Here is a 24,734-nt window from a genome sequence, read left to right as displayed (position 1 = left end):
TGCCATGATTGTGCGTGATAAAAACAATAGTATCGGTTTACTGTTTGCCTGGCAGGGCACAATTTTGCCTAAGGTATTGCCGGCTTTAGTCTTGGTGGTCTTTATTTCCGGCCTACTGGTCTATTTGAGTCAGGCACATTTTGTGAATCTTCCTGCCGTACCCGCAATCGGCTTTACCATTTTTGGTGTGATTCTTTCGATCTTTCTCAGCTTTAGAAATACGGCATGTTATGAGCGCTGGTGGGAAGGGCGCAAGCTCTGGGGAGCGCTAATCGCCACCACACGTCATTTATGCCGGGACAGCCATGTGCTGGATGATCAGACCCGCGAGGTCTTGTTATATCGCATGATGCTGTTTAGCCATCTGTTGCGTGACCGGCTCAGACAGCAAGTACAAAGTATTCAGCATTACCAAACAACCACGCATTTTGAAAATATGGCATTCGATCAGTTGCTCGTGCAAATCAATCCTTCACAATGGGTGCTGGAACAGATGCAAAAGGAGTTGGTTCAGCAATATAAGCAGGGCAACATCAGCGATATTATTTATAACAATTTGAATCAGCATACTGTGGCCTTGGGCAATATTCAGGCCGGTTGTGACCGGATACTGTCGACGCCATTGCCATTTTCTTATTCGGTACTGTTACATCGTGCAGTGTATTCGTTCTGTTTTATTTTGCCTTTTAGTTTGCAGGCCAATCTGGGCCTGTGGACGCCGATTCTAGTCGGGTTGATTGCTTATATGCTCTTAGGCCTAGATGAGCTCAGTGCTGAGCTAGAAGAGCCTTTTGGGCTACAGGATAATGATCTGCCACTCGATTCAATGGTACGACTGGTAGAACGGGAAACCTTAAGCTCTTTGGGTAAAGGTTTACCTGAAGCGATTCAGGCCAAAAAAGGTTATTTAACCTGATCTGTTCCTTTTAATATCAAAGTTTAAACCCGAACTCAAAATTTCTTACTAACAAAAAATCATCGGCAGGCTGAGCTTTAAATTAACGATGTTTAAGATTAGTCAGGTCTGACACTTTCGTTTTAGCCTGATCTTGCAATTCACGGTATTGTTGCAAACGCAGATTGGCTTTATCTCTAAGCTTCTTCTTGATGTACAAGGCCAAGGCAAAACTCGTCGTGGTCAGGGTCAGGAACATGCTGTTCATGAAACTCATCATCGAGCTGATATAACCAATCGTGGTCAGGCGATTCATCATATAGATCACTTGCGGGCTGCTTTCTACGCCGGTAATCGCCCAAGTACACAGATGTTCGCAATTATTGATAATCAGATGATAATTATTTTCATGCATTCTGGAACGCATGCGACGCACAACTTTACGGCCTTTATATTTCGCTGAGTCATAATGTTGCACATGAATCGCTTTGCCATGACTGAATTTTTCAATAGAGGTTATTTCAATGGGGCGTTTCTTGAATAAATGTGCAAAGCCCGAATAATGAATAACACGACCACGTCCAGCGTATATCCCATGATGGGTATAACCGAAATGTTTAACCATAAGGTGCGCTCCTATGGGAAACCGTTTAGTCTGTTGCATATCAGAATTAAGCCATTTAAAAAAGCATTGTAGTTTAATAACAAGTGTACTGCCTTTTGCTAAATTAATCGACGCTTTGCTTGAGTTTAGGCAGACAAGCAATAGGCGTATGCAGCAAGTGACTTGATCACCTGTATGGCAGAATTCAGATGAACATCTGTTCAGTAACACCTATAAATAGCCTAAGCTAACTTTTACATTTCAATAAAATCAGAAAAAGTGAGAGGAAGAAGTGTTCAGATTTATTACCAATTACTCAACAGAAGGCAGAAGGTTGTGTAGTCGGATTTATACAATTGAACTCTCTAAGTTTGGTTCTTCTTCAATGTAATTAAAGCGACAGATATAAAAAAAGCACCTGGTTACACAAGTGCTTTTTTTGATCAGGCTAGAGCCTTTGCCGATTACTGCAAGGGCAAGTGTTGAAGTTCATTCAGTTCCTTACGGCTATAGCCGCGTGATACAAGAACCTTTTTGATTCCGATGATGATCTCTTCATCAGTTGCTTTAGACAAAGCTTCAAGAAGCTGTTCATTTGTCTTGAAAGAGCAATCATTTTCTACACAAGCAATCTGATTCTTGTGTTCATTGTGTTGTTCCACAGAAAACAACTTTTGCCAAAAACTCATAGAGCCTTCATACAACAACCTAACATAGAGTGAAATATAGCCAATTAAATAAATAAAGCAATAGGACCTATGTGATAAAAGCAGCAGTTAGTCTTTAAAATTTCCGATTGAAGCTCAAAGAGCTAACGATATTTTTAGCTGTACAAATGATAATTTGTTATTAAGTTAATGATTTAAGATATAAAAAAAGGAATTTCGAAAAACTCCTTTTTTGTAACAAGAAAATAAATTGAAACAAATTCTTTATCTTCTTTCTAACAATACGCCCGTTTCTACATGGTGTGTATATGGAAATTGATCAAACATAGCGAATTTGCTGATTTTATGGGTTTGAGACAACAGTTTCAGATTGTCATGCAATGTGTCTGGATTGCAAGAAATGTAAATAATGCGTTGGAAGCGCTGTAATAGTTTAAGCGTTTCATCATCAATACCGGCACGCGGTGGATCGACAAATACCGTATCAAAGTCATAAGTCGCAAGATCAATATTGGCTTCTTGCAGGCGGCGGAACACACGCTCGCCGTTGTAAGCTTGGGTGAACTCTTCTGCAGAAAGACGCGCGACCTGAATGTTCTCAATCTGGTTTTGCTCAATATTCCACTCAGCCGCATAGACTGAAGATTTGGCTAACTCGGTTGCCAGAACACGGCGGAACTTGGTCGAGAGTGGCAGGGTAAAGTTACCATTACCACAATATAATTCCAGCAAATCTTGATCAGATTGCTCTGCCGCATCACATGCCCATTCCAGCATGTTTTGGCAGACTTGGGCATTCGGCTGGGTAAAGCTGCTTTCGATCTGTTTGTATTGATAGGTACGATCAAAAACAGAAAGTTCTTCCACCACATATTCATCAGACAGGACAAACTTCTGTCCACGGCTGCGGCCAATTAACTTGATATTTAACTGTTCTGCCAGTGCTTTGGCTGCCGGTTCCCAGCTTTCATCCAATTTACGATGATAAATCAGAGAAACCAGAACCTGACCACTTAAGGTCGCCAGAAAATGTACTTCAAACAGACGTGTCGATAATACTGGATCTGCTTTGAGCGCTTGCAGTAATTTAGGCATCAACTGATTGATACTGAGGTCTGCAACCGGAAATTCATCAATGCGGATGACTTTTTTCTGTTGATCTTCATTGCGCTCGAACATGGCATAGAACATGTCATCCTCAGTATGCCAGATCCGAAATTCAGCACGCATGCGGAAATATTTTTCAGGAGACTGGAATACTTCGAGGGCAGGTGGTTGATATTCGGCAAACTGAGCGCTGATGCGTTCAATTTTGGCATCGAGTTGTTGCTGATAAGATGAAGTCATATGCAGTAAGAAGTCGCAAATATTTTAAAGCGCAAATGGTAGCAAATAATTGCTGATCTGCCTAAGCCTATTGTGGCTGAGCGGCTTTAAAAACTGCATAAAAAAGACCAAACCCTCTGAGGAGAAAAATTTGGCCGTAAAGAGGAAATCATGAACAGAAAAATGACAAGATGATTCGATTAATTTAGAGATGACTCATCGTCATCAAACTGGCATTGCCACCGGCTGCTGCCGTATTGATGCTAATGGCCCGTTCAAGCACCAATCGCTCCACCGGAATGTCATGATTGCCTGAGTTTAAATGCGTGATTCCTACAATGGGGCCTTTTCGAGCCGCAATACGCTTCTGTAAATCAATCAATTCCGCAGCATCACCATGATGTAATACAGCATCAAATTCCCCACTTTCAATGTCTTGAATCACTTTGAATCGGGCAGCAACTGCTTTTGGCATTGTTTGTAGATATTTCAGCACAAAAGTATTTTCAGCCAATACTGCAGGGCGACTGCCGACCGATAAAATGGCCAAAATTTGCTGAATCTGGTCTTGCTCGGTGTGCGCCAAAGATAGAACACTTTCACGTGGCAAGATCATGTACTGGTTTTCTTCGCCGGTTGGACCTTGCAAACTAAAGCTTTGTCCGGTCGCAATCTGGCTGGGTGCTTTTAAGGAGATTGTGGGGAAAGTTTTAGAGGCCCAAGCCTTAAATTCCTGGACTGGTTTGTGTTCAATAGGGGCTTGATCAGATCGCATGGCATAAGGCTGCGCCAGTTTCTTCTCGGAAAGCTGCTGCATTAAACGGTAGATGTAAAGCGGCCCACCAGCTTTAGGGCCAGTACCGGACAAGCCTTCACCACCGAAAGGCTGAACACCCACAACTGCACCGACGATATTACGGTTGATATACAAGTTACCGACTTCTGCTCGCGCAATCACGGTTTGTATGGTTTCATCAATACGTGTGTGTAAGCCCATGGTCAGACCATAGCCTTTGCTGTTGATCTGTTCCAATAACTGTTCCAGTTCACCATATTTATAGCTGATCAGATGCAGCACCGGACCAAAGACTTCACGCTCCAGATCGTTCAGGTTTGGAAGTTCAATCAATGTTGGCGGAATAAAGGTGCCTTGGGTTAATTCAGTCTCATCTTGGTCAAACATCAGTTGATGGACTTTGTGATCTTTGCTGCGCATCTGCTGAATATGCGTCTGAATATTTTGCTGGGCCTCAAGATCAATCACCGGACCAATATCGGTTTTTAATAAAATCGGATTGCCGACTCTTAACTGCTGCATGGCACCTTTGAGCATCGTGCGCACAGCATCCAGGTTATCTTCTTGCACACAGAGCACACGCAAAGCAGAACAACGCTGGCCGGCACTGTCATAGGCAGAATTAACCACATCAAGCACCACTTGCTCAGTTAATGCAGATGAATCGACAATCATGGCATTTTGACCGCCGGTTTCAGCAATCAGGGTCACACTTTCGCCAAACTGGTTCAGACGTTCTGCTACAGTTTTTTGCAGAATATGGGCGACCTCGGTTGAGCCGGTAAACATGATACCCTGAATGCGTGAATCTGCACTGAGCTGCGCACCAATGCTTTCACCTTGACCCGGCAAGAGCTGTAAGACGTCTTGCGGAATGCCAGCTTCCCATAAAATCTGCACCGCTTGTGCAGCAATCAGCGGGGTCTGTTCTGCCGGTTTGGCGATGACGGTATTGCCCGCGACCAGCGCTGCTGAAATCTGGCCGGTAAAAATTGCCAACGGGAAGTTCCATGGACTGATACACAGCACGGTACCCAAAGGTTGAATCTGTGTATTTTCAGCTAAATCCAACATCTGACCGGCATAGTAGCGCAAGAAATCTACCGCCTCCCGGACCTCGGCAATGGCATTGGCATAGGTTTTGCCAGCTTCACGGGACAGAATCACCATCAGTGTCAGCAAACGCTGTTCCATCAGATCCGCGGCTTTATTCAGGCAGGCTGCTCGCTCATTTTTTGGCAAATTGGCCCAGAAACCTTGTGCATTGACAGCTTGCGTTAAGGCAATTTCAGCCTGTTCCTGAGTCGCTTCATAGACTGTACCGACTACATCCTGATGTTGTGCCGGATTGATGATTTGCACTGCGTTACTTGTGTCGGTCCCTGTAAATGCCGTTCCCATGGCTGCTGCCTGAAATTGTGTGTTTTTCAGGCTGGCAGCGACTTCATTTAAGGCGCTCAGCTCTGCATCATTGGCGAGATCCAGACCCGATGAGTTAATACGTGTGCCATACAGATCTTGCGGATAAGGAATATGCGGATGCTTGGCACCGATCATGACTTCCTGCTGTGCAGCTTTTAAAATCGTTTGTTGTGGATTCTCAATCAAATCTTCGATATTTAGGGTTTTGTCGGCAATCCGGTTGACAAAAGACGTATTTGCGCCATTTTCCAGCAAACGACGCACCAGATAAGCCAATAAGGTTTCATGATTGCCGACTGGCGCATAAATACGACAAGGTACACCGAGCTTATTCGCTGACTTGTCGCCCACCACATTTTCATACAAGGGTTCGCCCATGCCATGCAGACACTGGAATTCATATTGACCCGCATAATACTGCTCAGGTTGCGCCAGTTGGTAAATCGTGGCCACGGTTTGTGCATTATGCGTGGCAAATTGCGGATAGATATAATCCGGTTCAGCCAATAATTTACGCGCACAGGCGATATAAGACAGATCGGTATGCACCTTACGAGTGAATACCGGATAGTCCGACATGCCTTCAATCTGTGCTTTCTTGATCTCGCTGTCCCAATAGGCACCTTTGACCAGACGAATCATCAGGCGTTTCTGACTACGTTTGGCCAGATCAACAATATAATCTACCACATAGAAACAGCGTTTTTGATAGGCTTGAATCACAAAGCCAATGCCTTTCCAGTCTTGTAATTGCGGCTCAAAACACAGGCGTTCAAGCAGTTGCAAGGAAATTTCCAGACGATCAGTTTCTTCGGCATCAATGTTTAAACCGATATTGTACTGTTTCGCCAAGACCGCGAGTTTAAGCATTTTTCCATACAGTTCATCATGTACACGATCCATCTGTGCGCGCTGATAACGCGGATGCAGGGCAGAGAGTTTGATGGAAATGCCCGGGCCATCATAAACGTCTTTATCCTGCGAGGCTTGTCCGATGGCATGAATCGCTTGCTGATAATCCTGATAATAGCGTTCCGCATCCGGATCGGTCAGTGCTGCTTCACCAAGCATGTCATAGGAATAACGAAAGCCTTTTTCTTCCAGACGTTCTGCATTTTTCAGCGCCTCATCAATGGTTTCACCCGTCACAAACTGTTCGCCCATCATGCGCATGGCAACATCGACAGCCTTACGGATAATGCCGCGACCACTGCGCGCCAACAGGCCGGTTAATAAACTGGACAGGCTTTTTTGCTGTGGGGTTTCCATTAATTTACCCGTCAGCATCAAGCCCCAGGCTGCGGCATTGACAAACATCAGCTGGCTTTGACCGAGATGTTCTTTCCAGTTGCCCTGATTGATCTTGTCGCGGATCAACAGGTCACGCGTGGCTTTGTCCGGAATCCGCAGCAAGGCTTCTGCCAGACACATCAAGGCAATGCCTTCCTGAGAAGATAGGGAAAATTCCTGTAATAATCCTTGTACGATGCCTGCTTTACCGCCTGAACTTTTACGTTCACGCAAGGAATGCGCCAGATCAAAGGCAAGCGCTTGAATCTTGTTGCTGAGTTCGGAGGAAATTTCACTATGCAGCAAGAGTTCTTCGACGCATTCAGTTTCCGCACGGCGCCATGCAGTGTTGATACGTTGTTCGTACTCATTTTTATCTTTGAATTCGGCGATATAATTTGGCTGCTTCATGGCATCTGAACCATAGGTGGGGCTTAGTGTGGTCGGCATAGTGACATCCTGTACTGCTGCAATCAGATCTAGCGGGGCTAACGAGTTTTAATCTATAATCACAGAATATTTGACGAATATCTCACTATAGTTTTTACATTTTTTAGAGGATAATTCTAATGCAGCCTCCTTATTTAAGCCTAGACCGTATAGATATTCGTATCCTGAGTTTATTACAATCCGATGCCAAATTATCCAATATTAAACTGGCTGAATTGGTAAATTTATCGCCGACCGCGGCACTGGCGCGGGTGCAGAAACTGAGCAAAGAAGGCTATATTCTGGGCTACGAAGCCCGTCTGAATCCAAATCTGCTCAATAACGCTTTTGTGGTTTTTGTAGAGATTTTACTGGATAAAACCACACCGAATGTTTTAGATGAGTTTTCCCATGCAGTCCGGCAGATTCCAGAAATTATTGAATGTCATATGATCAGTGGCGGTTTTGATTTCGTGGTAAAAATCCGCTGCGCCAATATGGATGAATTCCGTAAAATTTCCGGGCAAATCTTGTGGCAACTGCCCGGGATCAAGGAAACACGCAGTTATCCGGTGATGGAGGTGATTAAAGAAAGTCAGCAGATCCATCTAAAAATACCGGGAAAATCTAAATAATTTGTAGCGTATTAACGACTAATCTAAAAAACACAAAAGGGACTCGAAAGTCCCTTTTATTGTATTGAATATCCAGACTATTTTTTCATTTCAGCCATTTCTTTTTGATATTCAGCTTTGGCCATTTCAAAACGATGTACCACATCATCACTCGGTGCCTTATCCACTAAGCTGACAATCACGATACTCAGGGTAGCCAGAATAAAACCGGGAATAATCTCGTACAGGCCGGTATCACCCATATAGTTTTTCCAGACGATTACCGTCACCGCACCGACCAGCATGCCGACAATCGCGCCGTTGAGGGTCATACGCTTCCAGAACAGAGACAAGATAATCAAGGGGCCAAATGCTGCACCAAAGCCTGCCCAGGCATAAGCCACCAGACCTAAAACCTTGCTGTTCGGATTAATCGCCAAGGCAATCGCAATTAACGCAATTACTAAAACCATAGCACGACCGACCCAGATCAGTTCTTTTTGCGAGGCATTTTTGCGCAGGAAGCTCTTGTATAAATCTTCAGTCAGGGTGGTTGAACAGACCAGAAGCTGACAGCTCAAGGTGCTCATAATCGCGGCCAGAATAGCTGCAAGTACGATGCCAGCGATCCATGGATTAAACAGGATTTTAGTCAATTCCATAAACACGGTTTCAGGGTTCTGGTTCACCACCGAGGCGAATGCTGGATTAACGGTGAAATAGGCAATCCCGATATAACCAGCTGCCACTGCGCCGCCCAGACACAGAATCATCCAGGTCATGCCAATACGGCGTGCAGCAGGAATGGTCTTCACTGAATCTGCTGCCATGAAGCGCACTAAAATATGTGGTTGACCAAAATAACCCAAACCCCAGGCCAGACTGGAAATAATCGCCACCACGCTTAAGCCTTCAAGCATACTGGACGCATGTGGACGGGCAGATTCAAGGATGACACTCACTTGCTGGCTATTGTCACCCAAGGCCAGGAAGGTAATGATCGGGGTCAGCAACAGTGCGAAGATCATCAAACCGGCCTGAAAAGTATCCGTCCAGCTGATTGCCAGAAAACCACCAATACACACATATAAAATTGTCGCCATCGCACCGATGATAAGCGCCGTGGTGTAATTCCAGCCGAACAGGCTTTCAAACAGGCGTGCACCTGCGACCATGCCCGAGGCACAATAAATTGCAAAGAACACCAGAATCACCAAGGCAGACAAGACCCGTAAAATGCGTTTGCGGTCGGAAAAACGGCTGGTGAAATAATCTGGCAGGGTCAGGGCGTTATTCTGGTATTCGGTATGCGCCCGTAGACGACCTGCCACCAGTAACCAGTTTAGCCACGCTCCGATAATCAGGCCGATGGCAATCCAGGCTTCTGACAGGCCAGACAGGTAAATTGCGCCCGGAAGACCCATCAGCAGCCAGCCACTCATATCTGATGCACCTGCGGAAAGAGCTGTAACGACACTGCCCAGACTACGTCCACCTAAAATATATTCATCAAAATTGGAGGTTGCACGGTAAGCATATAAACCGATTGCAATCATGGCGATAATATAAAACATGAAGGTAATCAGGGTCGGATTTAAATAAGTCATAGGCAGGGCATCCTGTAAATATGGAAACCATCGTTCCAGATGATTTTTTGTACGGAGATCACAAGGCAGTGATTCAAGCACGGTTTAAAAATTACACTCTGTAACATTTACACAGCTTTTATGTATGTTTATTGTAAATACCAATTTAACTAGATGGAACTTAAGGAAAGTTAAGCCACTTAACAGCGAGAGATAAAGTATTGGATTGAGGCAAAACAAGCTAATTCAGGATAAGCGATTAAAAGATTTAAATTTTAGCTTTTTATTTACATGATCTTACAAAACTCACAGCTTTACTGTATTGGTAATAAATCGTAGCAAATTTAGGTTAAAGTCCTCCTATTCGCTCTGTATTTGTTTGCTCATATTGAGACCACACCAAATACGGTGCATCGCCAAGGTATTTTTTAGTGGACAATATGCTGCAAATCGAACCGACCCGCATTGAACGTGACTTATTGGGGGAAAAACAGATCCCATTACACAGCTATTATGGGATTCACACTTTACGTGCCATCGAAAATTTCCAGATTTCAGGATTGGCGATAGGGCAACAATCACATTTTATTTGTGCATTGGCCCAGGTCAAAAAAGCTTCGGCACAGACCAACCTGCATTTTCAAAAAATATCCGAGCAAACCAGTACTGCGATTCAAAAAGCATGTAATGAATTGATTCAGCATCCTGAAAACTGGCAAGCAGCCTTTCCACTTGATCCTTATCAGGGCGGTGCTGGTACGTCAATTAATATGAATGCCAATGAAGTCATTGCCAATATCGCCTTAGAGATCTTGGGGCATCATAAAGGTGAGTATCACATCCTGCATCCGAATGATCATGTGAATACTTCGCAATCGACCAATGATGTCTATCCAACCGCTTTACGTTTGGCAACTTATAGCAGCCTGAATGAATTATTGGCAGTGCTGAAAGCACTGATTGACTGTTTATATACGAAGGCAGCCGAATTTCAGTATGTGATCAAGATGGGGCGTACCCAGTTGCAAGATGCCGTCCCGATGACCATGGAGCAGGAATTCCGGGCTTTTGCGACTTTATTAAAGGAAGATTTAAAACTGATTGAGCAGATGCGCCAGTTATTGCTGGAAGTCAATTTAGGTGCAACAGCGATCGGGACTGGGGTAAACACGCCGCCAGGTTATGCGACGCGAGTCGTCGAAACTTTGGCGCACCTGACGGGGCTGCCTTTAAAAGGTGCAGAAGATTATGTGGAGGCCACCAGTGATTGTGGTGTCTTTATTATCTTGTCGAGCAGTTTAAAACGCCTGGCAGTGAAACTGTCCAAAATCTGTAATGACTTGCGCTTGCTTAGCTCGGGACCACGTACAGGTCTGGCTGAAATTCGCTTACCGGAATTGCAAGCAGGCTCATCAATTATGCCGGCAAAAATCAATCCTGTGATTCCGGAAGTGGTCAATCAGATTGCCTTCCGGGTCATCGGTAATGATTTGACCATTACTATGGCAGCGGAAGCTGGGCAGTTACAACTGAATGTGATGGAACCTGTGATTGCCCTGACCATGAATGAGTCGATTCAATTGTTGACTCAAGGCATGCAAACCCTGAATCAGAAATGTATTGCTGGCATTCAGGCCAATGAAGAAATCTGTTTAAGTTCGGTCATGCGCAGTGTCGGGATTGTGACCTTACTTGAGCCGATTCTGGGGCATGCCAAATGTGATGAAATTGGTAAACAATGTATGCGTGAAAATAAAACCGTGCCGCAAGTGGTATTGGAACTCGGTTTATTAAGCGAAACACAATTAGAAGAAATCTTTGCATTTGAAAATCTGGTGTCTGAAATACCTGTAGCAGAGAGTCAGCTCGAACAGGTTTCTTGATAGCATAAATTGTCTTGAAACAGCTCAACTCAACTGATTGTTGTGATTTTGACAATTTGCCTCAAGTTCGATATGTGGATTTGAGGCATTTTCATCTAGACTAGGGTCTGAACTTTATTTGGCTGGGTAAATGGCGATGTTTGATAAAATCAGTGCATTATTTAAAACTAATAAACCGACTGCTGCACAGTTATATTTAGACGAGCAGAATATCCAGCATGTCGAAGGCACAGGTTATATCGTGGATGGCATTGACTTAAATCAGGAACTGGCCGCACGCTTAGAATATTTGTCCAATCGCCGTCTAAAACAGTTTGATGATTTAAAAGCTTTATACGACACCGCGATGCTGATCAATGAAAAGATTGATCTGGAAATTGCCCATCAGCGTTTTAATGTGACTTTAGGAAATACCGAAGAGAACCTGCTGCAATTTAAAATGATCCTCAAGAAGTTAAATGATTATTATCGTAACTTTCTGCGAGAGAAAAAATAAGTGTTAAAAGTGGCTTGAAATTGAAGCGTATGGATGTGGCAAGACTGCATAAAAATAACAAAATATCCTGAGATCATCGTGCTAGTATAAGCCTCAGGTTATTTAGACTTTAAAGCTATATCCATGTTCCAACAAGAAATTTCCCAACTCAATTTACCACAACTCAAAGCAGGCGAGAAACGCTGGTTAGGCAATCTGCAAGGTTCCTCGACGGCATTGTTGCTCAAAGAAATCGTGCAGCAGCAATCGCGTTTATTTATTGTGATTGCACGCAATAACCAGCATTTGGGTCAACTGGAAAGTGAACTGGAATTTTATGGGATTAAACCCACGATTTTTCCAGATTGGGAAATTTTGCCTTATGACCGCCTGTCTCCGCACCAGGATATTGTCTCGGAACGTCTGGCGATTTTATCCAATATGCCAAAAACTGGCGTACTGTTACTTTCTGCCTCAACCTTGGCACAGCGTGTCGCACCGACTTCATGGATTTTGGGTGAACATTTTGATATTCACGTCGGACAGAAATTCGATCTGGAACAACAGAAGAAAAAGCTGATTCAGGCCGGTTATCATCTGGTCGATACGGTTTATGATCCGGGTGAGTTTGCGGTACGCGGCAGTATCATGGATATTTATGCCTCGGGGCAGGAAGCACCGATTCGGATTGACCTGTTTGATGATGAAATTGAAAGCCTGAAATTTTTCGATTCCGAAACTCAGCGCACCACACAAAGTTTGCAACAGTTTACCGTATTGCCGGCACAGGAATTTCCACTCAAGGAAGGCCGTGCCACCTTCCGTGACCGTTATGCCGAATTTTTCTCAACTGCCAATCCAAAGAAAAACCCGATCTATCTGGATGTGATGGAGGGCATTGTTTCACCGGGAATCGAGTTTTATTTACCGCTGTTTTTCAGTGCTGAGGCCATGCAAGACCAAAGCTCACTTATTTCGTACTTACCAAAGAATGGCATTGTCATTACAGATCGGGCTTTAGACGAGAGTTTGACCCAATTCTGGCAAGATGTGGTGCGCCGTTATGAAGATCGCCGTCACAATGTTGATCAGCCGATCCTACCCCCAGACAGCCTGTTCTTTCAGACCAATCAGGTTCTGGAGCAGCTGAATCAATTTGCACGTATTATTGCCGCCCAAACGCCTTTTGACCAAAAAGCCGGCGTATTGAACCTCGATACCCAGTTGCCACCACGTCTGCCTGTCGATCCAAAACGTGAAAAACCATTTATTGAAGTCAAAAAATATATCGATCAGGCCAATCATCCGGTGCTGCTGGTGGCCGAGAGTGCCGGACGCCGTGAAAGCTTAAAAGATGCGTTACGACCAAGTCTGGGTGATATTCCGACGGTTGATAACTTTGAGAGCTTTATCACCTCCCTGTATGCGATTGCGATTACCAATGCGCCATTAGAGCGTGGTCTGGTGCTGACCGATCGTGTCAGCATCATTTCTGAAAACCAGCTCTATGAACATCGCGTGGTACAGCGCCGCCGTAAACGTCAGCAGGAAGTTTCAGAAGAATTTCTGATCCGCAGTCTGACTGAACTGACCATGGGCGCGCCTGTGGTGCATATCGATTATGGAGTGGGGCGTTATGCCGGTCTGGTCACTTTAAGTATTGATGATCAGGATCATGAATTCTTGCAGCTGGATTATGCCGATGCGGCCAAAGTCTATGTGCCGGTGACCAATCTGCATTTAATCAGCCGATATAGCGGTGGTGATCCGGATCTGGCACCATTGCATAAGCTCGGGACAGATGCATGGAATAAAGCCAAACATAAAGCGCTGGAACAGATTCATGATGTTGCGGCCGAGTTGCTGCATATTCAGGCACGCCGTGTCTCTAAACCCGGCATCAGTTTTGAAATTGATCAAAGTCTGTATATGCAGTTTGCCAGTGGCTTTGCCTATGAAGAAACGCTGGATCAGGCCAATGCGATTGAAGCCACGCTGCATGACATGCAACAAGCTAAGCCGATGGATCGTCTGGTCTGTGGTGATGTCGGTTTTGGTAAAACGGAAGTCGCGATGCGTGCCGCATTTGTTGCGGTACAGAATAACCGGCAGGTGGCGATTCTGGTGCCAACCACCTTGCTGGCACAACAGCATTATGATTCATTCAAAGACCGCTTTGCCGACTGGCCGGTCCGGATTGAAGTGCTGTCACGTTTCGGTTCTTCCAAAGCACATAGCAAGACCATTGACGACCTGATCGAAGGGAAAGTGGATATCGTGATTGGTACGCATAAAATTTTGCAGGAAAATGTCCAGTTTAAAAATCTTGGCCTGATGATTGTCGATGAAGAACATCGCTTCGGAGTACGTGACAAGGAGCGGATCAAGGCCATGCGTGCCGATGTCGATATGTTGACCCTGACAGCCACTCCAATTCCGCGTACACTAAATATGGCCTTTAGTGGCATGCGTGATCTATCGATTATTGCCACACCGCCGGCACGCCGTCTTGCGGTGAAAACCTTTGTGCAAGAACATACCGATGACACCATTAAAGAAGCGATTCTGCGTGAACTGTTGCGTGGTGGTCAGGTCTATTTCCTGCACAATGAAGTCGATACGATTGACCGTGCCGCAGCGCATATTCGTACATTGGTGCCGGAAGCCCGGGTGATTGTGGCACATGGCCAGATGCGTGAACGTGAACTGGAGCAGGTGATGCAGCAGTTCTATCACAAGGAATACAATGTTCTGGTGTGTTCGACTATTATTGAAACCGGGATTGATGTCCCAAATGCCAATACCATTTTGATTGAACGTGCTGACAAACTGGGCCTGGCACAATTACATCAGCTCCGTGGCCGAGTCGGGCGCTCGCATCATCAGGCCTATGCCTATTTAATGGTGCCGTCTTTAAAAGCCTTAAAAGGCGATGCCGAAAAACGTCTGGATGCGATCCAGCGTGCTTCGACCTTGGGGGCCGGATTTATGCTGGCTACCGAAGATCTGGAAATTCGCGGGGCAGGTGAATTACTCGGCGAACAGCAGAGCGGTTCAATGCAGGCGATTGGTTATAGCCTGTATATGGAAATGCTGGAAAAAGCCACCAAAGCCATTCAAAAAGGTAAAACCCCAAACTTCGATGCACCCTTGTCATTGACCGCAGAAATTACCCTGCATATGCCAGCGCTCATTCCGGATGATTATCTCGGAGATGTGCATCAGCGTCTGTTGTTCTATAAGCGTATCAGTAATACTGATACTCAGGAGAAGCTGGACAATATTCGGATGGAATTGATCGACCGTTTTGGCATACCGCCACAACCGGTCAAACAGCTCTTTGCCGTGCATCAGATTCGTCTCAAAGCCGAGCAGCTTGGCATCACCAAAATTGATATTAGTGCTCAAGGTGGGCATGTGGAATTCGCGCCAGATACCCCGGTTCAGGCCATGACCATTATCCAGATGATGCAGAAACATCCAACCTATTTCCGGATGAATGGCGGGCAACGTCTTAAGGTCATGGTCATGCTGGAAGATTACCAAAAGCGGATTCAGTTTATTCAGGATTTGCTGGACAGTCTATTGAAAGAAGTGGGCTAATTTGATTTAGACTAAATCAGTTTGAAAGTTCATGATACATTTCATTTTCATTGAAATTTTCAGGAATGATAAACCAGCTTTTTTTAATGAAATGTTCGAACAAATTCTCGTGATGCGCCTTGCAACAAATCATGAGAATTTGTCTTTAAACCCATTGCTTTCAATATTCAGCTTCGGTTGGATATGTTAGTATTAGCCATCATTCTAATTTTGCATCATTTATAAAGATATGTTTAGTTTGCATCCACAACTTGCTCAAGATACTTTTTTTGTAGGCGACTTTCCTTTGTCAACATGTCGTTTGATGAATGATATGCAATTTCCCTGGCTGATCCTGATTCCACGTGTGCCGGGTGTCTCTGAATTATATGAATTGAGCCAAGCTGACCAAGAGCAGTTTTTACGTGAATCAAGCTGGTTATCAAGCCAGCTGGCACGTGTTTTCCGTGCGGATAAAATGAATGTCGCGGCATTGGGCAATATGGTTCCGCAATTGCATTTTCATCATGTGGTTCGTTATCAGAACGATGTAGCATGGCCGAAGCCTGTTTGGGGTACACCAGCTGTTCCTTATAGCAGTGAAGTATTAGCACATATGCGTCAAACACTCATGCTGGCGCTACGTGGTCAAGGCGATATGCCATTTGACTGGCGTATGGACTGATTAGCCCCAAGTATTCCGAGATCTATGAACGATTGCGGATTTCAGGGAGTGACTGAATGCAATTAGACGACTGGATTCAAAAAGAACCACAACAGTTTGAATATTTTCATCGCTTGATGGGCTATATCATGCTGTCTCTGGTTTTGGTCGTCTTTCATTACACTGAACCGGATACTCAGTATCAGCTCTTTGTTCCTGTGTTTTTATTCCTGATTTTATTGATTAGCTCGAAACTGTCGCGCTGGTTGATCTATCGCCATGATTATCGTATTCGGCGCAATGTTCTTTTTCTGATTGATGTTATTGTTATTGTAGTGGTTTTAGCCGCAGTACAGCTGGATTTGGTATTGTCCTTGCTGGGTTTGGTGGCAATACTCTATACCGCGATCAGTAATAAAATTTCATTGATGATGGCTTCTCTGGCCAGTCTGGTCGGGATCACCGTTTTTTATCTGGCCAATATTCTGGTCTTTGGTTTTGGGACTTATTTTGAACCGACAAGCAGTGAACTAACGGTTTTAGGCTTCATCTGCCTGATTACCTATTTTGGTGTCGGAAGTTTTTATCAGAGTGGTCGTGTGCAGTATATGACCCAGAAGAAAAATCATTATTTTGAACAGATGAACCGTTATATGGAATTTGCCAATCAGCTGAGTCGTTATGCGCCTGTGCAGTTGTGGCAATCCATCATGAAAGGTGAATCTGAAGCGAAAATTGAATATAAACGTAAAAAGTTAACAATTTTCTTCTCGGATATTCAAGGCTTTACAGAACTGTCTGAAACGCTTATTCCAGATGATTTAGCATTCTTGCTCAATGATTATTTGCGGCATATGACCGAAATCGCCAAAAATTATGAAGCGACTGTCGATAAATTTATGGGTGATGCCATCCTGATTTTCTTTGGTGATCCAAACTCTGAAGGCGTAGAGCAGGATGCCAAGAACTGTATGGAAATGGCGATTGCCATGCGTCAGCAAATGAAACTGCTGCGTGAGCGTTGGATTAAAATGGGTTATCCGCCACTGCATATCCGTATGGGTATTTCGACCGGTTATTGCCACGTCGGGAATTATGGTGCGACGCATCGGATGGCCTATACCATTGTAGGACGGGATGCCAATCTGGCAGCGCGCTTACAGAGCGCAGCTGAAGTGGATGAAATCCTGATTTCAGAAGATACTCATAATCTGATCAAAAATGATTATTTATGTGCGCCGAAGAAACCAATTTTCTTGAAAGGCATTAAAGCACCGGTAAGAACTTGGCAGCTAATGGAAAAATATGCATCGCAGAAAGTTGAGTATCAACGTTGGTTCGACTATGAATATAAAGGCTTTCATTTACTGCTCAATCTGGACGAAGTACAAAACTTTGAATATCCAGAATTGATTCATGTACTGGAAAAAATGATTAAACGCATTGAAACTCAGCAGAAATTGACCAACTCTCAAGGCATCGTCAAGCTTAAACTTGAAGATGAAGTGATTGAGCATCTCCAGCCACAAGACGAATTTGAATCACTCAAAGACTCCAAAGTAATTTAATCATTCTCATAAATATAAAAAACCACGTCTAAGCGTGGTTTTTTATATGATCTTTCAAGAAAAATCTTAATGATTTTCCGAAGCGTGATTGATGGTGTATTTTGGAATTTCAATTTCCAGATCTTCATCGACCAGTGTGACCTGACAAGAAAGACGCGAATCAGGTTCCAGACCCCAAGCGCGATCCAGTAAATCTGCTTCTACATCATCCATTTCTTCGAGGCTATCGAAGCCTTGACGTACCACAACGTGGCACGTTGTACATGCAGCTGACATATCGCAGGCATGTTCGATTTTAATGCCATTTTTGAGCAGGCTTTCGCACAGGTTGGCATTGTGTTCGACTTCAAACTCAGCACCTTCGGGGCAAATCTGCGCATGTGGAAGAACTTTAATACGTGGCATAGTCGTTACCTTAAATTAGTTTGAGTTTGACCAGTCGTCGAGTTTAGTGCCCTTAAGAGCGGCATCAATATGTTGGTTCATACGTGCTGCTGCAAAAGCATCACTATGTATTTTAAGCTGTTCAACTGCAGATTCAATCGCTTTGATGTCTGAACCTTGAAGCTCGGTTTCAAGTTGTGCCTGTGCAGTTTGCAGTGCTGCCAGTTGCTCTTCAGTCAACAGAGCGGCATCTACTTTTAGTGCCTGAACCAGTGCTTCCAGCTCACGCTGGGCTTCAACTTTGGTTTCATTCAAATGACGCAGATTTTTATCTTCCTCGGCAAATTTATAACCGTCAAGCAACAGGCGCTCGGTATCTTCACCAGATAAGCCATAAGATGGCTTAATATCAATTTGCGCATGCACGCCAGATGTTGTTTCTTTGGCAGATACCGTCAACAAACCATCAGCATCGACCTGGAAAGTTACTTCGATACGTGCCTGACCGGCTGTCATTGGTGGAATGCCATGCAAGACAAAACGACCCAGACTACGACAATGTTCAACCAGATCACGTTCACCTTGAACTACATGGATCAACATGGCAGTCTGGCCATCTTGATAGGTAGTAAATTCCTGACGACGTGCTACAGGAATGGCAGTATTACGTGAAATCAGACGTTCCACCAGTCCGCCCATGGTTTCTAAACCTAAAGACAGTGGGGTAACATCCAGTAATAAGGAACCATCAGTCGAGTTGCCAATCAGTTGGTTTGCCGTAATCGATGCGCCAATGGCAACCACTTCATCCGGGTTAATCGTGCACAGCGGTTCTTGGCTAAATACGTCACCAACTGCTTTTTGTACGGCATAAGAACGGGTTGAGCCACCCACCAGAACCACATTTTGAATGTCATCCAGTTCAAGCTTGGCATCACGCATCACACGTTTACATACGCTGATGGTTTTGTCCAAAGCAACTTTAATGATTTCTTCAAAGGTTGAACGGTCAAGGGTTAATACTTGATCGAGTAATTGAATCTGAACGGTTTCAGCATCTGAAAGTGCTTCTTTGGCCTTACGCGCTGCCACAATAAAATGTGCATATTCAGCATCATCTAAAGTTTCGATGTTTAGCTGTTTCTTGGCCCATTTCAAAATTAAACGGTCCAGGTCATCACCACCGAGGGCAGTGTGGCCACCAGTCGCAAGCACTTCAAACACGCCTTGCGAAAAACGCAAAATCGAAACGTCGAAAGTACCGCCACCCAAGTCATAAATCACATAGTTGCGATCTGTACTCAAGTTGCTTTCCTGATCGAGGCCATAAGCCACAGCAGCAGCGGTTGGCTCATTCAATAAACGTAAAACATTCAAACCGGCAAGCTGGGCAGCATCTCGGGTTGCCTGACGCTGTGCTTCATCAAAATACGCTGGAACGGTAATCACTGCACCATTCACCGGATTTTTCAGACTTGCTTCAGCACGATCTTTGAGCTGCTTTAAAATTTCTGCAGAAATTTCAACCGGAGTTTTACGACCTTGTGCGGTTTCAAAAGCCGGCATTTCATTCGCTTCGCCGACCAAGGCATAAGGATGCTGGAATTTGATATCCGCTTGAGAGCGCCCCATGAAACGCTTGACTGAAACGATGGTATTTTTAGGATCGCTGGTAATAAAAGGCGCGGCTTCATTACCATATTGAGTCTGCTGTTCTGCATAATGCACGATAGAAGGAAGTAGCACACGACCTTGTTCGTCATTCAGCACTTTGGCTTTACCTGAAAGAACCGTGGCAACCAAAGAGTGGGTGGTGCCTAAATCGATACCAATCGCAATGCGGTGTTCATGTGGTGCACTTGATTGACCTGGTTCTGCAATTTGCAAGAGAGCCATAGTGTTACATCCTTTGCACGTTAAATATTAAAAATTAGAAATCATCATCAAGGTCAAAGCTGTCATCGTCCAGGAAGCGGTCTTCCGCCTTGTCGATATCTGCCATGACTTTAACAAAGAAGCGTAGTTTACGCACTGTATCGCGTGCTTCAGCCCAGTCTTCATCGGTATAGTCAATTTTAAACTCACGAACCAGACCGTCAATCCATTGCTGTACTTCAACTTTCAGTGAAGTTAAATCTTCAGCAGAGGTGGCATCGTCGAGTTGTTCACGAATTTCCAGAGCGTCCTGCAAGAATTCAAAATCACTGATCGATTGATCTAAGTGATAATCCTGTTTCTTGAGGGATAATAAATACGCTGCACGGCTATCGACCGCTGACAAAACTTTAAAAGCCTGATTGATATCACTTGATTTAATCAGGGCCTGATCTTTGTCTTCAGCTTTATCGGGATGATATTGTTGCTGTAACTTTAAAAATTCAGTTTTTAAAGTTGCCAAATCAATATCGAGTGCTACTGGAAGATTGAACAGCTCAAAATGATTCATGGGAGATGGGGTCCGCGATTAATGTGCAAAAATAACTGTATAAATGCAATTAAAACAGTGTGAAACACACTGTTTTAATGTCAAAAGAGAATAACTGCCGGGTTTATACAGTGAAGGATTCACCACAACCGCATTCGCCTTTTTTGTTGGGGTTGTTAAATTCAAAGCCTTCGTTCAAGCCGTTTTTAACATAGTCCATCTCCATACCTTCAAGATAAACCAGACTTTTCGGATCAATGAATACTTTAACCCCAAACTGCTCAAATGCTTGGTCATGTGTATCGACTTCGTCAACGAACTCGAGTACATAAGCCAGACCAGAACAGCCTGAAGTTTTCACACCAACGCGAATGCCTTCACCCTTACCGCGATTTTTTAAATAATTGCTGATATGAGTTGCAGCATTTTCAGTTAAATGGATCATGAAAACTCCGTTAAAATTTAAAAACGTGGAACAATTAAGCTTTAACTTTCTTGTTACGGTAGTCTTCTACAGCTGCTTTGATTGCATCTTCTGCAAGAACAGAGCAGTGTACTTTTACTGGTGGAAGTGCCAGTTCAGTTGCAATATCGATATTCTTGATTGCTTGAGCTTGATCCAAAGTTTTACCTTTAAGCCATTCAGTCACCAAAGAACTTGATGCGATTGCTGAACCACAACCATAAGTTTTAAAACGTGCTTCTTCAATCACGCCTGCATCGTTGACTTGAATCTGTAAACGCATCACGTCACCACATGCGGGTGCACCAACCATACCCGTACCAACGTTTTCAGCATTTTTATCTAAAACGCCAACATTACGAGGGTTTTCGTAATGATCAATTACTTTTTCGCTATAAGCCATGTTGCTTCTCCAAACCTCGGGGTCAGCCTTAGTATTATTAAATATGGGGGTTAAAAAACTTTTCTCAATGAGATAGCAACCGATTGGTCACTATCTCAGGATGAAGATTAATGTTCAGCCCATTCAACTTTAGAAAGGTCGATACCTTCTTTAAACATATCCCAAAGCGGAGAAAGTTCACGTAACTTCTCAACAGCAGCTTTAGTGATACTCAATACATGGTCGATATCTTCTTCAGTGGTGTATTTACCAAAGCTGAAGCGGATCGAACTGTGTGCAAGCTCGTCTGAAAGACCCAATGCACGAAGTACATAAGAGGGTTCCAGTGTTGCAGAGGTACATGCTGAACCTGAAGATACCGCAGCATCTTTCAAGGCCATCATCAGTGATTCACCTTCAACAAAGTTGAAGCTGATATTCAAGTAGTTCGCTACGTTTTGTGTAGGATGACCATTCAAGAACACCTGTTCAAGGTCTTGTACGCCATTCCAAAGCTTGTCGCGAAGTACACGTAAGCGGGTTTGTTCAGCTTCCAGATTCTTGCCTGCAAGTTCGAATGCTTCACCCATCCCCACGATTTGATGCGTTGCCAGCGTACCTGAACGCATACCACGTTCATGACCGCCACCATGCATTTCAGCTTTAAGGCGTACACGTGGGCTACGACGTACAAACAGGGCACCAATACCTTTGGGGCCGTAGATCTTGTGCGCAGAGAAGCTCATCAGGTCTACTTTTAAAGTTGAAAGATCAATTTCAACTTTACCTGCCGCTTGTGCTGCATCGACATGGAAGAAAATTTTGTTGGCACGAGTGATTTCACCAATCGCTGCAACATCAGTAACCGTACCGATTTCGTTGTTCACCATCATCAGTGAAACCAGAATCGTATCTGGACGAATTTCTGCTTGAACCATTTCCGGAGTAATTAAACCGGTTTGCGGCTGTGGTTCAATATAGGTAATCTCAAAACCTTCAGACTCTAACTCACGGCACGTATCTAAAATTGCCTTGTGTTCGATTTTAGAGGTAATGATATGTTTACCTTTCGATGCATAGAAATGAGCCACACCTTTAAGCGCAAGGTTATCTGATTCGGTTGCACCTGAAGTCCATACGATTTCACGTGGATCAGCTTTAATTAAATTAGCGACCTGTTCACGTGCATATTCAACTTTTTCTTCTGCTTGCCAGCCATAAGCATGTGAACGAGATGCAGCATTACCGAAGGTACCTTCGAATGTTAAACATTCCATCATACGTTCAGCAACCTGAGGATCTACCGGAGTCGTAGCTGCATAATCAAGATAAATCGGACGTTTCATGTCAAATACCTGTAACCGATAAAAGGGCTGAATCAAAGGGTGCTGAATTTTGGCGTAATGACACTGTTTGTACATTGTCACGTGCAACCAGATCAGCAAGCGAGATTTTTGCTAAATAATCGGCAATGTGGTGGGAGAGTTCCTGCCATAAATCATGAGTCAAGCACATCGCACCATTCTGGCAGTTGCCTTTATGGTCACAGCGAGTCGCATCAACTGTTTCGTTTACAGCTTCGATAATTGCTAACACAGTAATTTCATCTGCATTACGTGCTAAATGGTATCCACCATTTGCTCCACGAACACTTGAAACTAAGCCATGGCGCTTGAGTTTCGCAAATAACTGCTCAAGATAGGCAACAGAAATAGTTTGACGTGCCGCAATTTCGGCGAGCGTAATCGTTTTTTCAGAAGGCTGCAAAGCTAGATCAAGTAGAGCAGTCACAGCGTAGCGACCGCGAGTGGTTAGGCGCATGATTCGATACACATGGTTAGACTAGATGTGTCGATTTTAAGAATCCCGACTAAATTAGTCAAGTTATTTTTAGTAGACCTTAGTGGGATTTAATTTTTTCATAATGAAAGATTTAGATACTGAGCCAATTATACACTAATAACGTAATCAAAAGTATGCTACTCAGGCCAAAAACAATATTAATGCGCTTTTGACGGCGTTCGATCCGTTTCAGGCGGTTTTTATACTGTTTGACTTCTACCTGCAAGGTATTGATCTTGGAACGCTGCTCTTCAATTTTCTTTAAGAGTGGTGCTATACGCTTTTTGGACGCAATAATTTCCGTTTCATCAGTGGGTGTTTCAGACAGCCAGTGTTTCCAGTCGGCTAATACTTTTGGCAAGCTGAATACGGTTAATAAATCACGAAATTCGTCTTTCAAAACCTGATGACCATCAATGCGCATACTACGAATGCTACGACGATTGCCAAAAATAAAAATTTTGATCAGATCGGGAAGTGTGGTACGCACATCCAGATCTACAATGCGACCCGGTGCTTTATGGTCAAATAAAAGACCATTTGTGGTGAATTGCACATAAAAGTCGAAATATGGAATATAGCTATTGATTTTAATCGAGATATTTTCATCTACAAACTTCTTGGCTTGTAATGCAACGACACGATCATGCTTGAGAATGAAGGTAAATATTGTTTCTAAAACAATTAACGTCATCGTAAGCAACAAATGCGGTTGATTTTGACTTTGTTGCGATTCGCTCATATACAACCAATCCTTACCTGAAATATAAAGTGAAAAAGCTTCCTGCCTGTGAAGAGATTTCAGGGTTAAATCAAATTAGACTTGAAATAAATTGCTTTGTAGAACAGTTTAGCAAATCTATCAAGTACTAAATTTGCTATTATGCAGTGATTTTGTAGAATAATTTATAATAATTGCGCAGAAAACAAACAGGAGCCGTGCACATGGACAAGTCAAAAACAGCACAAGACTCAGCTGAAGCTTTAAACCAGAAAACAGTGAAAGCCAAGTCCAAATCTGCCTCGGAGCGCAAATCGGCTCTTGATTTTCGTAAATATACCAAACAGATCTGGCTGGCTGGACTGGGAGCATTTTCACGTGCCGAAGAAGAAGGCAATAAACTGTTTGACTCACTGGTCAAGGTTGGAGAAGAACTGGAGTCTAAAACTGCAGATATTGCAGATCAAACTGTAGAAAAGGTCTCAGGAAAGGCCAAAGAGTCGGTCACAGAGACCAAAGATAAAGTAGAAAAGCTGATCGACAACTCTGTTCATCACTCATTGAATCGTATAGGATTAGTCACACTCAAGGATGTACAACATTTGGAACGTTTAATCCTTCAGTTACATGCCAAAGTTGATCAGTTGACTGCGGAACAAGAAAAAATGCAGGAAGAATTGTCGAAAAAAACACAAATAAAATGACTTTATTTATT

General features: G+C 43.8%; 21 protein-coding genes. 8 read left to right on the top strand and 13 right to left on the bottom strand.

The features are described 5' to 3' along the window. Positions 1 to 4: 4 nt before the first annotated feature. Entirely contained in the window at positions 5 to 916 is a 912-nt protein-coding gene (locus KT990_RS13165) for a bestrophin family protein (RefSeq protein WP_005096746.1), read from the top strand. Between the two features lie 82 nt (positions 917 to 998). Here KT990_RS13165 and KT990_RS13160 read toward each other — a convergent pair whose 3' ends face one another. The 4 genes from KT990_RS13160 to putA form a co-directional block, all read right to left on the bottom strand. Beyond that, entirely contained in the window at positions 999 to 1,559 is a 561-nt protein-coding gene (locus KT990_RS13160; protein WP_034608524.1) for a lecithin retinol acyltransferase family protein, read from the bottom strand. 404 nt (positions 1,560 to 1,963) lie between these two features. Then, positions 1,964 to 2,188 (bottom strand): hypothetical protein, encoded by a 225-nt coding sequence (locus KT990_RS13155; protein ID WP_005096749.1) that lies wholly within the window; start codon positions 2,186 to 2,188, stop codon positions 1,964 to 1,966. 243 nt (positions 2,189 to 2,431) lie between these two features. Continuing rightward, entirely contained in the window at positions 2,432 to 3,514 is a 1,083-nt protein-coding gene (gene trmA / locus KT990_RS13150) for a tRNA (uridine(54)-C5)-methyltransferase TrmA (protein WP_218208905.1), read from the bottom strand. A 184-nt stretch (positions 3,515 to 3,698) separates the two neighbouring features. Next, complete coding sequence (putA, locus tag KT990_RS13145; protein WP_218208904.1) at positions 3,699 to 7,451, bottom strand: trifunctional transcriptional regulator/proline dehydrogenase/L-glutamate gamma-semialdehyde dehydrogenase; 3,753 nt, start codon at positions 7,449 to 7,451, stop codon at positions 3,699 to 3,701. A 119-nt stretch (positions 7,452 to 7,570) separates the two neighbouring features. Here putA and KT990_RS13140 point away from each other — a divergent pair, with 119 nt between their 5' ends. Beyond that, positions 7,571 to 8,065 (top strand): Lrp/AsnC ligand binding domain-containing protein, encoded by a 495-nt coding sequence (locus KT990_RS13140; protein ID WP_005096755.1) that lies wholly within the window; start codon positions 7,571 to 7,573, stop codon positions 8,063 to 8,065. A gap of 77 nt (positions 8,066 to 8,142) precedes the next feature. Here the strand turns inward: KT990_RS13140 and putP are convergent, their stop codons facing one another. After that, a complete protein-coding gene (gene putP, locus KT990_RS13135) occupies positions 8,143 to 9,651 on the bottom strand; it encodes a sodium/proline symporter PutP (RefSeq protein WP_074383168.1) in 1,509 nt (502 codons plus the stop codon). 419 nt (positions 9,652 to 10,070) lie between these two features. Between putP and KT990_RS13130 the strand changes: the two genes are divergently transcribed. The 5 genes from KT990_RS13130 (at position 10,071) to KT990_RS13110 (ending at position 17,802) form a co-directional block, all read left to right on the top strand. Next, on the top strand, positions 10,071 to 11,513 hold the full coding sequence (locus tag KT990_RS13130) for an aspartate ammonia-lyase (protein WP_218208903.1): 1,443 nt from the start codon (positions 10,071 to 10,073) through the stop codon (positions 11,511 to 11,513). Between the two features lie 130 nt (positions 11,514 to 11,643). Beyond that, complete coding sequence (locus KT990_RS13125) at positions 11,644 to 12,009, top strand: hypothetical protein (RefSeq protein WP_005171129.1); 366 nt, start codon at positions 11,644 to 11,646, stop codon at positions 12,007 to 12,009. Between the two features lie 123 nt (positions 12,010 to 12,132). Beyond that, positions 12,133 to 15,591: a transcription-repair coupling factor gene (mfd, locus tag KT990_RS13120; RefSeq protein ID WP_218208902.1), complete on the top strand. Its 3,459-nt coding sequence runs from the start codon at positions 12,133 to 12,135 to the stop codon at positions 15,589 to 15,591. A 229-nt stretch (positions 15,592 to 15,820) separates the two neighbouring features. Beyond that, positions 15,821 to 16,255: an HIT domain-containing protein gene (locus KT990_RS13115; RefSeq protein ID WP_004646760.1), complete on the top strand. Its 435-nt coding sequence runs from the start codon at positions 15,821 to 15,823 to the stop codon at positions 16,253 to 16,255. 56 nt (positions 16,256 to 16,311) lie between these two features. Next, a complete protein-coding gene (locus KT990_RS13110; protein WP_005171127.1) occupies positions 16,312 to 17,802 on the top strand; it encodes an adenylate/guanylate cyclase domain-containing protein in 1,491 nt (496 codons plus the stop codon). Positions 17,803 to 17,868: 66 nt separating this feature from the next. On the opposite strand, the gene fdx is transcribed toward KT990_RS13110, so the two are convergent. The 8 genes from fdx to KT990_RS13070 form a co-directional block, all read right to left on the bottom strand. Next, positions 17,869 to 18,207, bottom strand: a complete 339-nt coding sequence (gene fdx / locus KT990_RS13105; protein WP_005171126.1) for an ISC system 2Fe-2S type ferredoxin — start codon at positions 18,205 to 18,207, stop codon at positions 17,869 to 17,871. 15 nt (positions 18,208 to 18,222) lie between these two features. Next, positions 18,223 to 20,082, bottom strand: a complete 1,860-nt coding sequence (gene hscA, locus KT990_RS13100) for a Fe-S protein assembly chaperone HscA (RefSeq protein ID WP_218208901.1) — start codon at positions 20,080 to 20,082, stop codon at positions 18,223 to 18,225. Positions 20,083 to 20,116: 34 nt separating this feature from the next. Next, positions 20,117 to 20,632, bottom strand: coding sequence for a Fe-S protein assembly co-chaperone HscB (gene hscB, locus KT990_RS13095; RefSeq protein WP_005096765.1), 516 nt, complete (start codon positions 20,630 to 20,632; stop codon positions 20,117 to 20,119). A gap of 103 nt (positions 20,633 to 20,735) precedes the next feature. Further along, complete coding sequence (gene iscA / locus KT990_RS13090) at positions 20,736 to 21,056, bottom strand: iron-sulfur cluster assembly protein IscA (protein WP_005096766.1); 321 nt, start codon at positions 21,054 to 21,056, stop codon at positions 20,736 to 20,738. A gap of 34 nt (positions 21,057 to 21,090) precedes the next feature. Continuing rightward, positions 21,091 to 21,477: a Fe-S cluster assembly scaffold IscU gene (gene iscU / locus KT990_RS13085; RefSeq protein ID WP_005171124.1), complete on the bottom strand. Its 387-nt coding sequence runs from the start codon at positions 21,475 to 21,477 to the stop codon at positions 21,091 to 21,093. 107 nt (positions 21,478 to 21,584) lie between these two features. Continuing rightward, positions 21,585 to 22,802 carry an IscS subfamily cysteine desulfurase gene (locus tag KT990_RS13080; protein ID WP_005171123.1) on the bottom strand — a complete coding sequence of 406 codons (1,218 nt, stop codon included), beginning with the start codon at positions 22,800 to 22,802 and terminating at the stop codon, positions 21,585 to 21,587. Between the two features lies 1 nt (position 22,803). Then, on the bottom strand, positions 22,804 to 23,277 hold the full coding sequence (locus KT990_RS13075; protein ID WP_005096769.1) for an Rrf2 family transcriptional regulator: 474 nt from the start codon (positions 23,275 to 23,277) through the stop codon (positions 22,804 to 22,806). Between the two features lie 112 nt (positions 23,278 to 23,389). Continuing rightward, positions 23,390 to 24,040 carry a hypothetical protein gene (locus KT990_RS13070; RefSeq protein ID WP_005171121.1) on the bottom strand — a complete coding sequence of 217 codons (651 nt, stop codon included), beginning with the start codon at positions 24,038 to 24,040 and terminating at the stop codon, positions 23,390 to 23,392. Positions 24,041 to 24,243: 203 nt separating this feature from the next. Here KT990_RS13070 and KT990_RS13065 point away from each other — a divergent pair, with 203 nt between their 5' ends. Next, positions 24,244 to 24,723 carry a phasin family protein gene (locus KT990_RS13065; protein ID WP_218208900.1) on the top strand — a complete coding sequence of 160 codons (480 nt, stop codon included), beginning with the start codon at positions 24,244 to 24,246 and terminating at the stop codon, positions 24,721 to 24,723. Positions 24,724 to 24,734: the final 11 nt, after the last annotated feature.

Origin of the sequence: Acinetobacter sp. F9 (genome assembly GCF_019195275.1) — a bacterium.
In the GTDB taxonomy this organism is placed as follows: domain Bacteria; phylum Pseudomonadota; class Gammaproteobacteria; order Pseudomonadales; family Moraxellaceae; genus Acinetobacter; species Acinetobacter pseudolwoffii.
The sequence above is the reverse complement of the archived record's forward strand: the minus strand, read 5'-3'. Positions and strand labels throughout refer to the sequence as shown.